A 14,938-nucleotide genomic window follows, 5' to 3' on the forward strand; every position below is an offset into this window, starting at 1 on the left:
AATAGACAAAAGCTCATTCTAACTTTAGTTTTAAAAATTTTGGATGATTAATAAAAAGGGGTACCAAGTAGATTTTATCATTGGGTACCCCTTAATCTTTATTTAAAACACTTTCGTTGTCCAATCCTCACAATTCCAAATATCCGTCGCAATTTCACGATAGAAATCAGGTTCGTGGGATACCATCAAGATACTTCCGCGATATGCCTTTAATGCACGCTTCAATTCTTCTTTTGCGTCCACATCCAAGTGGTTGGTAGGTTCGTCTAGAATTAATAAATTCGTTGGTGTGTTAATAATTTTGCACAAACGAACTTTAGCTTTTTCGCCGCCCGAAAGGACTTCCACTTTACTTTCAATATGTTTCGTCGTTAATCCGCATTTTGCAAGAGCAGCACGGACTTCAGCCTGATTCATACTTGGAAATTCGCTCCAAATCTCTTCAATACAGGTGTTGTAGTTAGACTGTTTAACTTCCTGCTCGAAGTAACCAATGTGTTGATACTCACCGCGTTCCACTTTACCCGAAATTGGATCAATTAGCCCAAGAATACTTTTTAAAAGAGTAGACTTACCAATACCGTTTGCACCCACGAATGCAATTTTTTGTCCGCGTTCCATTTTCAAATTTAGAGGTCGAGAAAGTGGTTCGTTGTAACCAATAACTAGGTCTTCAGCCGTGAAAATATAACGACTAGCCGCACGAGCTTCTTTGAAGTTAAACTCTGGTTTCGGCTTCTCTTTCCCCAATTCGATAACTTCCATTTTGTCGAGCTTCTTTTGACGAGACATCGCCATATTACGAGTCGCAACACTTGCCTTATTTCGAGCAACGAAATCCTTCAAATCAGCAATTTCTTGCTGCTGGCGCTTGTAAGCAGACTCTAGCTGCTGCTTCTTCATTTCATATATGTTTAAGAAGTTATCATAGTCACCAACATAGCGATTCAACTCTTGGTTTTCCATGTGATAGATCAAGTTAACAACATTGTTCAAGAATGGAATATCATGGGAAATCAAAATAAAAGCATTCTCATATTCCTGCAGGTAGCGCTTCAACCATTCGATATGCTGTTCATCCAAATAGTTCGTAGGCTCATCTAGTAATAGGATTTCGGGCTTTTCTAGCAACAGCTTTGCTAGCAAAACTTTCGTCCGCTGCCCGCCGCTAAGATCATCTACATCTCGATCGAGTCCAACATCATCTAATCCTAGACCACGAGCAACTTCCTCAACTTTTGAATTAATTTGATAGAAATCATTACTATCTAACGTTTCTTGTAGCTCTCCAACTTCTGCAAGCAGTGCATCAATATCTGCACCTTCATCACCCATTTTTGCATAAAGTTCATTGATTTCTGCTTCCGCATCAAAAAGATATTGAAAAGCAGTACTCAAAGCGTCACGCATCGTTGTACCTTTTTGAAGGACAGCATGCTGATCTAAATAACCAACACGAACTTTTCGTGACCACTCCACTTTCCCTTCGTCGGGCTGCAGCTTCCCAGTCACAATATTCATGAAAGTAGACTTACCCTCACCATTTGCCCCAACTAGTCCAACGTGTTCTCCTTTTAAAAGGCGAAAAGACACATTATTAAAAATCGCACGATCACCGAAACCGTGGCTTAAATTTTTTACGTTTAATACGCTCATTTTTTTAACCCCTTCTATAATGTCTCACATGTGGATATCTTACTAGATTTAGACTGCTTTTTCTATCTTGAAGTTTTTGAAGGACATAGGGACAGGTTCCATGTCCCGTCCTTGGCCATCAGAGTCTATTATACAACCAAACCTGGAGGCATGATATGAGTTATTCAATGGGAATAACTGTAACCTAGATGTGTGCAATTTTATGCTGAACTTCAGGATATGCATTGTTTTTAGGTTTTGTTAAGGAGTTTTTCGGGTACACCCGAAGTGTAAACAACAAATAAAGGGAGTTTTTTATGGAAGAACTAGTAAATTGGTTGAATGGGTATGTTTGGAGTTCTGTATTGGTCTATACATTTTTAGGTTTAGGATTGCTTTTCACAATTCTCACACGATTCGTTCAGATTAGATATATTAAGGACATGTTGAAGCTGACATTTCAAGGTGGAGGTTCAAAGGCAGGTGTTAGTTCTTTTCAGTCCCTTACGATGTCACTGGGCAGCAGGATTGGCACTGGAAATGTGGCGGGAGTGGCTACCGCCATTGCATTCGGTGGACCTGGTGCCGTTTTCTGGATGTGGATAGCGGCCATTTTAGGAAGTGCTACCTCTTTTGTTGAAACCACTCTTTCTCAAGTCTACAAAAGTAAAATAAACGGAAAGTATCGAGGGGGGACCCCTTTTTACATATTAAAAGGATTGAAGTTAAAATGGTTTGCGGTCATGGCAGCCGTTGTAACATTAATAGTTATGGGATACTTATGGCCAGGTGTTCAGGCGAATACAGTAGCGTTAACGATGAATAATGCCTTTGGAATGTCACCTGAAGTAACTGGAATGGTTATTGTCGTACTGCTTGGCTTTATTATTTTTGGCGGTGTAAAGAGGATTGCTAAAACGGCCGAGGTCATCGTTCCATTTATGGCTGTTGGCTATATACTAGTTTGTATTATTATCCTCAGCATGAATTTCTCAGTGCTGCCTAATGTAGTTTCTCTCATTTTCACTAGTGCTTTTAATTTAAACTCAACTTTTGGAGGGTTAATGGGTTCTGCCATAGCTTGGGGTGTACAAAGAGGGGTATACTCAAGTGGAGCTGGTATAGGAAGTGAAACATTTGAAGCGGGTGCAGCAGAAGTATCTCATCCCGCAAAACAGGGTTTAGTCCAGGCATTTTCTGTTTACATCGATACTTTGATTATTTGCCCGGCAACAGCCTTTATGATCCTGATTACAGGAATGTATGACGTGCAGCCGGAAGGAAAAGCTCCTATTACCGATAGACTCGGAGATGTAGAACCCTCTGCTTACGCTCAGCTTGCTGTGGAATCTGCATTACCGTCATTTGGAATAGCATTTATGGCCGTTTCCTTGTTCTTTTTCTGTTTTACTACTCTATTATCCTATTACTATAAGGCGGAAACAAACCTTGCGTTTTTAATAGGCAATAAGAAAGTAAAATTCGATTGGCCCAACCATTTATTGAAGGTCACTTTGTTAGTTGCTTCATTCTATGGGAGTATTCGAACAGCGGATGTTGTCTGGGCAATGGGCGATCTAGGAATGGGGACAATGGCATGGATAAACCTTACCGTAATCCTGCTGCTTGCCAAACCTGCACTCAAAGTATTGAAAGACTATACAAGACAGAGAAAAGCAAACAAAGACCCAGTATTTAAACCTGCCAAACTCGGAATCGACGGCGCTGAGTTCTGGGAAAAGAAGGCATAGGGACAGGTTCCGTGTCTCGTCCTTTTAATTTCAGTCCACGTATGTGGAGTGTTTGGCACCATTCATACTAAGGATGGCAACTAACCCTCTGGGAAGTTGCCTTTTGTATGCCAAATAATTGTTCACATAATTGTAGAAAATCTTTAGAAAAGACTAAATTTATTTGAAATGCAATGTGATATTATTTTTCTAATAGGAGGCCGTAAGTGGAAACGAGCCAATCCTTTTAATAACTTCTATATTCCGGCTTTTTTATCCCTCTTTTTCCCTTTGAACAAATGATTTCGAAAATCCTTAATAATTTTAACAACTATTAATTATCCAACAACCCTCTTTATTGAATCTTCACATTCTTCTACATTTCTCTATTACCGTCCTTAAAGTTTCAATGAATATAACTTAATAAATAATTGAAAGGAGTGATAAGCAATGTAAACTACTTATTATCATTTAACCTACCTAACGAGAAGTATTCATTTCTAGTTTGAAAATAACTTTTAAAGGAGAATAATCAAATGGGTCATGATATATCAGGATTTAATAAAGCAGGAGAAGAAATTGCTTATGCACGTTTTAGCATGGGGAATTATAATGCAACCATACTGTACAGTTTACTTGATGCATCAGAGTACTATGCAGGAGTAAGTGGATCTGGCGGCAGTTCTACCTTTTCAAAACAACAAATTGAAAAGGCTTTGAATGACTACAAGAAATTATATAATGATGATTCAAAATCAAATAGTGAATTCATAGATTATGATGAAAAGCAAATCAAGAATTTTATAATAAACTGTTTAGAAACAGCACAAAAAGAAGAGAATGTGAGAGTTTATTTTGGCTAGACATAGGTAGACATAGGGACAGGTTCATGTCCTAGCTAGGAATGGTATTATCTGCAATAAGTAAGGAGACCCCGAGGTATTATATTTTGTTAACCACATGTCTTTTCTTCCTATTTCAATATTCATTTTGTATCCCATTTCCCGAAAACAAAAGAAACCATATGTAATATTGAGGTGATTCAAATTTGCCAAGAAAGGCAAGAAAAAAGAGTTGTACCGGTATCTATCACATCATGTTAAGAGGAATTAATAAACAAACGATTTTTGAGCAAGAAGAGGATAAAAGTAGATTCTTGGAGACTATCAAAAAATATAAAGAGATTTGTAGATTTCATCTTTATGGGTACTGTTTGATGGATAATCATATACATTTATTGGTAAAGGAAACAGAGGAAAGTATATCGCAAACGATTAAGAGGATTAGTTCAAGTTATGTGTATTGGTATAATTTAAAATATGAACGAGCTGGGCATCTGTTCCAGGAAAGATTTAAGAGCGAAGGGATTGATACTCAAACATCTTTTTTGAGGTGCCTTCGTTATATTCATCAAAATCCTCTAAAGGCAGGATTGGCACAAAACGTCTTTCACAGTCAATGGACAAGCCTTAATGAATATATCAATGGGAGATTGATGGTAGATATTGATATAGCGTTAAATCTGTTTTCAAACAATCGAAAGACGGCTATACGTCGATTTTCCGAATTTATGAATCAATTGAACAACGATCAATTTTTGGAGCATCAGGAAAGAGTTAGATTGACAGACGAAAAAGTGAAGGATTTTCTCATTCATCAAGGAATAAAAAACATTAGCGACCTACAACAAATGGAAAGGGAAGATAGAAATGCTGTATTAACGAGAGTCATACAGCAGCGGGGTGTATCAATCCGACAGTTATCTAGAATAACAGGGATTTCCAAAGGTGTAATCGAGCGTGTTACAAAAAGAGTGAAAATAGAGGAGCGGCAATGAACATAGGGATAGTAGGGGCAGGGGAACCTGTCCCTATGTCTTCCCCCCAGGGCAAGGAACCTGTCCCTATGTCCCTCCCTCTATTTTTTATCAGGCCTTTCACGAGGGGTAAAATTAATGATGAAGTACCCAATGATTAGAATTAATATGATTAACGCATAAAATAGGGAGTTGATTGGATGTTCATGGTCGACAATAATGACTCGTACCATTGCGGTTATACCAATATAGATGAAATAACGAATCGGGAAATGGTATTCTTCTTTGAAGTATTTTACAATCATTGAAATAAACTCAAAATATAAAAAGAAAATTAGGATATTGGCCAGGAAAAGTTTATAGTCATTTTTACCGTTCTCAAGCAAAATCTGAATGAAGATGATTATTTCCTTAATAAGTAAAATGGATAAAATAATACCTAAACATACGAGGGACAAATTCAAAAATAATTGTAGAACCCTTGGAATCAAGCACAAAAGTGTATTCATGTCGTTTTTTTTACTAAACATATATACATACCTACCTCTCAATTCAAAATACAACTTCCTTTTTGAAATATTCGGTTACCATTTACTCCTTTCATGATTTTTTTTCATTCAGTAAAACAAAAACGCACTCTAAAAATGAGTGCGTCACTGACAAATAAAAAAGTAAGAACTTATCTATCAAGGTATCATCACCCGCAGGAATTAGCACAGTGTCATTGTCAGACCTGTTGCTGAGGTTTCTTTGGGCCAGTCCCTCCACCTCTCTGGATAAGAAATATTTTTTTATTAAATTTAACAACTGACAAGTTAGTTGTCAATATCTTTTGTTTATTTAGATATTTCAGAAATAATTACAGGACATCTTCATCCGCCGTTCCACTTGATCATTGTCCGGCCTTTCAAACAAAACGCGTTCAAAGGTGTAATCGAGCGTGTTACAAAAAGAGTGGAAATAGAGGAGCGGTAATTTACATAGGGATACATAGGGGCAGGGTACCTGTCCCTATGTATCCTCGGTCTTCCCCCCGGGGCAAGGAACCTGTCCCTATGTCCCTCTTGCATTCGAAATAGTAGTATGCTACTATATGTGTAACCGGTTACACACAAGAGGTGAATAAATGGTTACAATACGTGATGTTGCAAAAAAAGCTGGAGTATCTGTGGCGACCGTTTCGAGAGTATTAAATAATAAAGGTTATTCACATGAAGATACTAGGAAGCTAGTGAACGATGCCATTAAAGAATTAAACTATAAACCAAATGAAGTGGCAAGATCTCTTTTTAAGAAAAAGTCTAGATTAATTGGATTATTGCTGCCCGATATCCGAAATCCCTTCTTTCCTGAGCTGGCTCGCGGAGTAGAGGATGAAATACAAGAACAAGGACTCCATTTAATTATTGGAAATGCTGATGAGAAACCTGAAAAAGAAATAGACTATATACAAACGTTTAAACAAAATAATGTGATAGGAATTATCTCGTCAACAAATCAAGCTGAAACAGAACTTTATGAAAACTTATCTATTCCTGTCGTATTTCTAGATCGTATCACAAATAATCATCCTTCCGTTTATGCAGATGGATTGGATGGGGGAAGAAGAGCAGCACGTGAAATAATTAAAAGGGGAAGTAAGCGAATTGCCTTACTTCGAGGTCCTATTGAAGTAAGGACAGCACAAGACAGATTCAAAGGTGCTGTGGAAGAGCTATGTAATGCTAACGTGGATTTCCAAGTTATTAGGTCGTCGTTTAGTTTTCATGATGCAGAAAAAGTAGCGAAAACATTATTTGAAAATTTTCCAGAAACAGATGGAGTCATTGCCAGCAACGATCTTAGTGCAGCCGCCATATTACATGAGGCACTGCGATTAGGAAGATCTATTCCAGACGACTTACAAATAATCGGGTATGATGATATACCACTTAGTAAGCTGCTATTTCCGCCGCTATCCACTATTAGACAGCCTGCCTACGATATGGGAAGGGAAGCAGCAAAATTATTAATAAAAATTATTGAAAAACAACCGTTAGAACAAAAGAATATCCGTTTGCCTGTTTCATTTATAGAGAGGCAGACGACAAGAAAGGTTGAGAAAAATGGTTAAAATGACGATAATTGGCAGTTCCTCAATGGATTTGGTTGTAACCGCTTTAAAGCGGCCAAACAAAGGAGAAACGATTATGGGGGAGAGCTTTAAGACAGTCCCTGGCGGCAAAGGAGCTAACCAGGCTGTCGCAGCTGCCAGGCTTGGTGCTGAAGTGTACATGGTGGGATGTGTGGGAAATGATGGATTTGGTGAAGAAATAGTTAACAATTTCATTTCAAATGGTGTTATTACAACCTATGTGAAACCGGTTACACATTCGGAGACCGGAACAGCACATATTACCCTTGCCGAGGGCGATAACAGCATTATTGTGGTGAAAGGTGCTAATAATTATGTCACGCCAGATCTTGTTGAAAAAGCATTGGACGTAATACTTGAATCAGATATCGTATTAATCCAGCAGGAAATTCCTGAGGAAACAGTGGAATACGTAACGGAAATTTGTTTTACAAACAATGTGCCCTTATTACTAAATCCGGCACCAGCCAGACCTATTAGCAAAACTGTGATTGAAAAGGCCGCTTATATTACACCAAATGAATGGGAAGCTTCTGTTCTTTTTGAAAACAAGGATATCCATGAAGCTTTAAAAGAGTTTCCAAATAAATTATTGATTACAGAAGGTAAAAACGGAGTCCGTTATTTTGATGGTAAGAATGAGGTACTTGTCCCGGCTTACGTTGTGGAGGCAGTCGACACAACTGGTGCTGGAGATACTTTTAATGCAGCATTTGCAGTTGCCGTAGCTGAGGGAAAAAGCATAAAAGATAGCATTCGTTTTGCTAACCGAGCTGCGTCATTGTCTGTAACAAAATTTGGGGCACAGGGTGGTATGCCAACAAGAGAAGAAGTCGAAGGGAGTTTATAGAAAATGAAACGTTATGGAATATTAAACAGCCATATATCTAAGGTATTAGCTGATTTTGGTCATACCGATTATATTGTGATAGCAGACGCTGGTTTGCCCATTCCAGAGGGAGTTAAAAAGATTGATTTAGCAGTCAAAACGGGCATGCCCTCATTTATAGATGTAGTGAATGCTGTTGAAGAGGATATGGTTATTGAAAAAGTAATGATTGCCTCTGAAATAGAAGAAGGAAATCCTAAACATGCTGACTATTTAAAAGAGAAATTCGCTGATAAGGAAATAGAACAGGTATCCCATGAGGAGTTTAAACAATTAACAAAACAGGCTAAAGCAGTAATTCGTACAGGTGAAATTACTCCATATGCAAACTGTATTTTACAATCTGGCGTATTTTTCTAAAGGATGAGGTGATAAACATGCGGATTACGATGAAAAATATACACAAAGCATTTGGGAGCAATCAAGTTTTAACAGGTGTTGATTTTGATTTATTAGATGGCGAAGTACATGCACTAATGGGGGAAAATGGTGCAGGGAAATCAACGATGATGAATGTACTTACTGGACTTCATGCTCGTGATTCAGGAACCATCATAATTGATGGGAAAGAAACTTATTTTAAGAACCCGAAAGAAGCGGAGCAAAGCGGAATTACCTTTATTCATCAGGAATTGAATATATGGCCTGATATGACGGTTTTAGAAAACTTATTTATTGGCAAGGAACTAAAAAATTCTTTTGGGCTTTTAAAAACAGCTGAAATGAAAGCGTTGGCAAAAAAACAGTTTGATAGATTAGCAGTATCGATTCCGTTAGATAAAGAAGCCGGAAGTTGTTCTGTCGGAGAGCAGCAAATGATTGAGATTGCTAAAGCTTTAATGACAGAAGCAAAAGTGATCATTATGGATGAACCAACTGCTGCACTGACTGAGAGGGAAATCAGCAAACTTTTTGATGTTATTTCTTCATTAAAAAAAGCTGGTGTATCGATTGTCTATATTTCTCACCGGATGGAGGAGATTTTTGCCATCTGTGACAGAATTACCGTCATGCGTGATGGGAAAACCGTTGATACAAAGGCGATTCCTGAAACCAATTTCGATGAAGTTGTCAGGAAAATGGTTGGCAGGGAATTAACAGACCGTTTTCCTAAACGGAATCCGAACCCAGGAGAAACCGTTCTTCAGGTAAAAGGCTTAACAAAAAAGGGACATTTTGAAAATGTGAATTTTTCTGTTCGTGCTGGTGAAATTGTCGGGGTGTCAGGCCTGATGGGAGCCGGCAGAACAGAAATCATGAGGGCAATCTTTGGCCTTGATTCATTCGATGGCGGTGAAATTTGGTTGAAAGGAAAGAAAGTGACAATCAAAACACCTGAACAGGCTGTCAAGGCAGGAATCGGATTTATTACAGAGGATCGCAAAGATGAGGGATTAATCCTGGATTTCTCAATAAGAGAAAATATGGTTTTGCCCACCCTCTATAGCTTCGCACCTAAAGGAATCATCAATGAAAAAAGTGAGACAGATTTTGTTACTATGCTAATCAAACGCTTGACAGTAAAAACGGAATCGCCCGATATTGCCGTTGGAAAGCTATCAGGGGGAAATCAGCAAAAAGTGGTCATTGCCAAGTGGGTCGGAATAGGTCCAAAATTACTGATTTTGGATGAACCAACTAGAGGAGTAGATGTTGGGGCGAAGAGAGAAATTTATGAATTAATGAATGAATTAACAGATCGGGGTGTAGCAATCATTATGGTATCTTCCGAATTGCCTGAGGTCCTGGGAATGAGTGATCGAATTCTCGTCGTTCATGAAGGAAAAGTAAATGGTGAAATATTGCAAAGCGATGCTACCCAAGAAAAAATTATGACAATGGCAACAGGAGGTCAGTGAGATGAATTCCATTAATGCAGTGACAAAACCCGGCAAGACAAATATGATGAATGCCATCACCCAAAAGTTAGGGCCATTACTTGGTTTGATTATATTGGTTGTGATTGTATCCATATTAAATCCTAGTTTTCTCGAACCTTTGAATATATTAAATTTACTAAGACAAGTTGCGATTAATGCACTTATTGCATTTGGTATGACGTTTGTAATTTTAACAGGAGGTATAGATTTATCCGTTGGGGCTATTCTTGCGTTATCGAGTGCGTTGACAGCAGGGATGATGGTATCTGGCATCGACCCGATTCTCGCGATCTTAATTGGAGTGATTCTAGGCGGGTTGATGGGAACGGTAAACGGATTGTTCATTACTAAGGGTAAAATGGCTCCGTTTATTGCAACTCTAGCAACCATGACAATTTTTAGAGGATTAACACTCGTTTATACTGGTGGAAACCCGATTACTGGTCTTGGTGATAATTATCTGTTTCAGTTATTTGGACGTGGTTATTTTCTAGGAATACCTGTACCAGCTGTTACGATGATTCTTACATTTGTTGTTTTATTCATTCTTCTTCATAAAACTCCATTCGGCCGTAAAACATATGCGATTGGCGGCAATGAAAAAGCAGCATTAATTTCAGGGATTAAAGTACCAAAGGTAAAGATCATGATTTATAGTCTTTCAGGCATGCTTGCGGCGTTAGCAGGGGCGATTTTAACATCTCGTTTAAATTCAGCTCAGCCTACTGCAGGTACTTCATATGAACTTGATGCAATCGCTGCAGTTGTATTAGGAGGGACAAGCCTTTCAGGGGGAAAAGGAAGAATCTTTGGGACACTGATTGGTGCGTTAATTATAGGTACCTTAAATAACGGCTTGAATCTTCTTGGAGTATCATCTTTTTACCAAATGGTGGTCAAAGGGATTGTTATCTTAATTGCAGTATTACTTGACCGTAAAAAGTAGCATAAGGAGAGATTAACATGAAAAAATTAATAGCTATATGTCTATCACTAACAATTTTGCTCCTAAGTGCTTGTTCCATGCAGCCTCCTGGGTGGGCAAAACCGGATAAAAAAGAAAGTTTAGAAGATATTAAAATTGGCTTATCCGTTTCTACATTAAATAACCCGTTTTTTGTTTCTTTAAAAGATGGAGTTGTGAAAGAAGTAGAAGCATTGGGTATGGAAGTAATTATTGTAGATGCACAAAATGACTCGGCAAAACAAGTGAATGATGTAGAGGATTTAATTCAGCAAGGTGTAGATGCTTTACTTATTAATCCAACTGATTCCGCTGCCATTTCAACGGCTGTTCAATCAGCAAATAATATTGGCATACCGGTAGTGACGCTGGATCGTTCAGCAGATAAAGGGAAAGTAGAAGCATTAGTGGCTTCAGATAATATAAAAGGCGGGGAAATGGCTGCAAATTATATTATTGAAAAGCTTGGTGCAAATACACAAGTGATTGAATTAGAGGGAGTTCCTGGGGCATCGGCTACTCGTGAACGAGGTCAAGGATTTCATAACGTAGCAGACCAAAAATTGAATGTAACGGCTAAACAAGCAGCTGATTTTGACCGTACAAAGGGATTAACCGTAATGGAAAATCTTCTGCAGGCTAATCCTGATATTAAAGCTGTATTTGCTCATAATGATGAAATGGCATTGGGGGCTATTGAGGCAATTAATAGCTCTGGTAAGGATATTATGGTCATTGGATTCGATGGAAATGACGATGCGCTTAATGCAATTAAATCAGGAGCCATGGAAGCGACCGTTGCTCAGCAGCCAGAGTTAATTGGTAAGCTCTCTGTAGATGCTGCACGAGATGTTTTGCAAGGGAAAAAGGTTGAGAAAACAATAGCGGCTCCATTGAAATTAGTAACGAAAGATAATTAATATAATTGATACATTGAACTGGAAAAGTCCCAAGTGATTTCTCATCACACTTGGGACTTTTTCTTGCATTCGGGAGTCGGATTCTATGCCAATTTACGTGTAATCCTATTTTTAGAAGGTTCTCCTTCTATTTGATCTCCTGATCGTATTGCCCGTTTGATAAAAAACGATAGAAGCAAGGCGAAACAAGCAATTATGGTTGACAAAAAGAACGTATAATTGATTCCTTCGAGCATAGCTTTCATGGCTATCTGCTCCTGGATTTCAGCCATCCCTGCTGCCGGTGTAGTTTTTAAAGCGGCTTCTGTTAATTGAGCGGTGTAGGATTTCGAATAATTGGACATAGCTGTGACCAACAAGGCGGTACCAATGGCGCCAGATACTTGATTTATGGTATTATTCATGGCCGTACCGTGTGGATAGAGACTCGCAGGCAATTGATTTAACCCATTTGTTGAAACGGGCATCATCACCATTGATATGCCAAACATCCTTACAACGTGTAAAATCACTAAGTAATTGTAGGGTGTTGTAAAAGTTAATTTGCTGAAATAATAAGTTGTCATCGTTGTGATCATCAGGCCGATTATTGCTAACATCCGCCCCCCAAACTTATCGAATAATCTTCCTATAATCGGTGACATAATGGCCATCAATAGTGCTCCAGGAAGCAGTAATAATCCTGTGTCCAATGGCGATATACCACGTATTGTTTGGACATAAATAGGCAGAAGTAAAAAACCGGAAAACATTGCCATATTGAGCACAATGGTAATTGCTGCAGAAAGCGAAAACATTGGATGTTTAAATACTCTAAAATTAAGCATCGGAAATTCCTGTTTTGTTTGCCGTAAGATAAACCATATTAACGAGATAACTCCTATAATCAGCGGCATATAAACTAGCGCACTGGTCCAGCCTTTACTGCCGGCAAAACTAAAACCAAATAGGATACCGCCAAAACCAATGCTTGATAGTAAAAGCGAAAATATATCAAGTTTAATATCGGATTTATCCTTTTTGTCTTTGAGCGTGAAAAAGCCAATCAAAATAACGACAATAGCGATAGGCGTGATAAAGTGGAAAAGCATTCTCCAGTGATAGTGTTCAATAATCCAGCCTGATAAAGTAGGACCTATTGCTGGAGCGAACATGATAATTAAACCAAATACTCCCATCGCTGCTCCGCGCTTTTCAATCGGAAAGCTTACTAGCATAACATTCATTAATACCGGCATCATGATTGCTGCTCCAGAAGCTTGAAGAATCCGTCCAATTAATAATATGGAAAAGAAATCAGTACTGCCGGCAATAATCGTCCCAAAAGCAAATACACCCATTGCTGCCAAAAATAGCTGCCGGACTGAAAACTTTTGAAATAAGAATGCCGTTGTTGGAATTAAGACTCCGTTCACTAACATAAAGACCGTCGTTAACCATTGAACGGTTGCCGTATCAATATCTAAGTCCACCATGATCGAAGGCAGTGCGATATTTAGTAATGTATTATTTAAAAATGTAATAAATGTGCCGACCATAAGAACTGCAAGAATTCCGTACGGTGGACGAGGAGTCTTTTTTAGCGATTTATCCATGGTATCTCTCCTTAGTGTATAAAAGACTCTCTTCAATTGTAAATTTGGAAGGGATCATGCAATCTCGGGCTGCCATACAAAACTCTCATTCTGTTGAGAAAGCGCTAACATTGGTTACGTTCTATTTTAAGCTCCCCCATAATAAAAAACATTCTCCAAAACTGCTTGATTTTAGCATATAGTTGACTGTTATTGCTTTATAAATTGTATCTGGAGAAACATTCAATTAGAAATAAGAAAACACATGTGGAGTAATAAGGTTCGGAAATTCCAATTAGATGGTTGTTTTTTTAAAAGAATGTATAATAAAATAGCCTACAATAAGTAAAAGAAAAAGTTTTAAATGGATAGGTTATCCCCCATTAAGGGGGATTATTTTTGAATGATTAGAAAGGTGGAAGGACAATGAAGCTATACAGTTCAGTACTTGATTTAATTGGGAATACTCCAATTGTAAAATTAAATAAATTACCTGACTCTACTGGCGCGGAAGTTTACATAAAGTTGGAATCTTTTAACCCAGGAGGAAGTGTAAAAGACCGTGCGTCCATCAATATGATTGAACGTGCAGAAAAAGAAGGTAAATTAATTCCTGGAAAGAGTACCGTTATCGAGCCGACTTCTGGTAATACAGGGATTGGAATTGCGATGGTATGTGCAGTAAAAGGGTATCATTGTATTATTACAATGCCTGATAACGCAACGCTTGAACGTGTGAAGATTTTAAAAGCCTATGGAGCGGAAGTTCATTTAACTCCTGCCAATTTGAGAATGCAGGGAGCGATTGAAAAAGCAAACACATTGGCTGAATCGATTTCTAATAGTTTCATTCCTATGCAGTTTGAGAATACTGCAAACGCAGATGCACATCGCGATACCACTGCGGTGGAAATTCTAGAGGCCTTTGAAGGAAAATTAGACGCCCTTGTGTTAACTGCAGGAACAGGAGGAACAGTAACAGGGGTAGGGGAAGAGCTTAAAAAGAAGATTCCAGACTTGAAGATTTATGTAGTAGAGCCGTTTGGATCCCCGGTACTATCGGGTGGGGAGCCTGGACCGCATAAAATTCCAGGAACTGGACCTGGTTTTATTCCTGCCATTTTAAATCGGACTATTTATGATGAAATATTGCTCATTAAGGATGAAGATGCCCAAGTGATGGCCCGCAGACTTGCTGCTGAAGAAGGAATCTTTGTAGGGGCTTCAGGAGCCTCATCAGCTTATTTTGCTGTGGAGGCAGCAAAAAAATTGCCAACTTCAGCAAGAGTACTTTGCTTAGCTCCAGATACGGGAGAACGTTATCTGTCTTCTGATCTATTTCCGGGTTGATACAACAGATTTACAAATACCAATAACGAAAACACCCTGAACAAGA

The 14,938-nt window shown here is 38.5% G+C and carries 13 protein-coding genes and 1 riboswitch; of the genes, 10 read left to right on the forward strand and 3 right to left on the reverse strand.

Annotated features, from left to right (window positions below):
* Positions 1 to 102: 102 nt before the first annotated feature.
* A complete protein-coding gene (locus QNH29_RS02385) occupies positions 103 to 1,656 on the reverse strand; it encodes an ABC-F family ATP-binding cassette domain-containing protein (protein WP_283863268.1) in 1,554 nt (517 codons plus the stop codon).
* Between the two features lie 296 nt (positions 1,657 to 1,952).
* On the opposite strand from QNH29_RS02385, the gene QNH29_RS02390 reads away from it, so the two are divergent.
* The 3 genes from QNH29_RS02390 (at position 1,953) to QNH29_RS02400 (ending at position 5,202) form a co-directional block, all read left to right on the forward strand.
* Positions 1,953 to 3,386: an alanine/glycine:cation symporter family protein gene (locus tag QNH29_RS02390; RefSeq protein WP_283863269.1), complete on the forward strand. Its 1,434-nt coding sequence runs from the start codon at positions 1,953 to 1,955 to the stop codon at positions 3,384 to 3,386.
* 515 nt (positions 3,387 to 3,901) lie between these two features.
* Positions 3,902 to 4,228: a hypothetical protein gene (locus QNH29_RS02395; protein ID WP_283863270.1), complete on the forward strand. Its 327-nt coding sequence runs from the start codon at positions 3,902 to 3,904 to the stop codon at positions 4,226 to 4,228.
* Positions 4,229 to 4,413: 185 nt separating this feature from the next.
* Positions 4,414 to 5,202, forward strand: a complete 789-nt coding sequence (locus QNH29_RS02400; RefSeq protein ID WP_283863271.1) for a transposase — start codon at positions 4,414 to 4,416, stop codon at positions 5,200 to 5,202.
* Between the two features lie 80 nt (positions 5,203 to 5,282).
* Here QNH29_RS02400 and psiE read toward each other — a convergent pair whose 3' ends face one another.
* The gene (gene psiE / locus QNH29_RS02405) at positions 5,283 to 5,711 is read right to left on the reverse strand and encodes a phosphate-starvation-inducible protein PsiE (protein ID WP_283863272.1); all 429 of its coding nucleotides are present in this window, start codon (positions 5,709 to 5,711) and stop codon (positions 5,283 to 5,285) included.
* A 146-nt stretch (positions 5,712 to 5,857) separates the two neighbouring features.
* A riboswitch (SAM riboswitch) is annotated at positions 5,858 to 5,964 on the reverse strand.
* A gap of 343 nt (positions 5,965 to 6,307) precedes the next feature.
* Here psiE and QNH29_RS02410 point away from each other — a divergent pair.
* The 6 genes from QNH29_RS02410 to rbsB are packed head-to-tail and all read left to right on the forward strand — an operon-like array spanning position 6,308 to position 11,968.
* A complete protein-coding gene (locus tag QNH29_RS02410) occupies positions 6,308 to 7,294 on the forward strand; it encodes a LacI family DNA-binding transcriptional regulator (RefSeq protein WP_283863273.1) in 987 nt (328 codons plus the stop codon).
* Complete coding sequence (gene rbsK / locus QNH29_RS02415) at positions 7,287 to 8,165, forward strand: ribokinase (RefSeq protein ID WP_283863274.1); 879 nt, start codon at positions 7,287 to 7,289, stop codon at positions 8,163 to 8,165. The genes QNH29_RS02410 and rbsK overlap by 8 nt, the downstream gene beginning before the upstream one ends.
* Before the next feature lie 3 nt (positions 8,166 to 8,168).
* Complete coding sequence (rbsD, locus tag QNH29_RS02420; protein WP_283863275.1) at positions 8,169 to 8,564, forward strand: D-ribose pyranase; 396 nt, start codon at positions 8,169 to 8,171, stop codon at positions 8,562 to 8,564.
* A 17-nt stretch (positions 8,565 to 8,581) separates the two neighbouring features.
* Positions 8,582 to 10,063 carry a sugar ABC transporter ATP-binding protein gene (locus tag QNH29_RS02425; protein WP_283863276.1) on the forward strand — a complete coding sequence of 494 codons (1,482 nt, stop codon included), beginning with the start codon at positions 8,582 to 8,584 and terminating at the stop codon, positions 10,061 to 10,063.
* A gap of 43 nt (positions 10,064 to 10,106) precedes the next feature.
* Positions 10,107 to 11,030: a ribose ABC transporter permease RbsC gene (gene rbsC, locus QNH29_RS02430; protein WP_283865516.1), complete on the forward strand. Its 924-nt coding sequence runs from the start codon at positions 10,107 to 10,109 to the stop codon at positions 11,028 to 11,030.
* A 17-nt stretch (positions 11,031 to 11,047) separates the two neighbouring features.
* Positions 11,048 to 11,968 carry a ribose ABC transporter substrate-binding protein RbsB gene (gene rbsB, locus QNH29_RS02435; protein WP_283863277.1) on the forward strand — a complete coding sequence of 307 codons (921 nt, stop codon included), beginning with the start codon at positions 11,048 to 11,050 and terminating at the stop codon, positions 11,966 to 11,968.
* Positions 11,969 to 12,051: 83 nt separating this feature from the next.
* Here the strand turns inward: rbsB and QNH29_RS02440 are convergent, their stop codons facing one another.
* Complete coding sequence (locus QNH29_RS02440) at positions 12,052 to 13,563, reverse strand: DHA2 family efflux MFS transporter permease subunit (protein ID WP_283863278.1); 1,512 nt, start codon at positions 13,561 to 13,563, stop codon at positions 12,052 to 12,054.
* Positions 13,564 to 13,968: 405 nt separating this feature from the next.
* On the opposite strand from QNH29_RS02440, the gene cysK reads away from it, so the two are divergent.
* Positions 13,969 to 14,892 carry a cysteine synthase A gene (gene cysK / locus QNH29_RS02445; protein WP_283863279.1) on the forward strand — a complete coding sequence of 308 codons (924 nt, stop codon included), beginning with the start codon at positions 13,969 to 13,971 and terminating at the stop codon, positions 14,890 to 14,892.
* Positions 14,893 to 14,938: the final 46 nt, after the last annotated feature.

It is taken from the genome of Neobacillus sp. DY30 (assembly GCF_030123065.1).
Classification (GTDB): Bacteria; Bacillota; Bacilli; order Bacillales; family Cytobacillaceae; genus Neobacillus.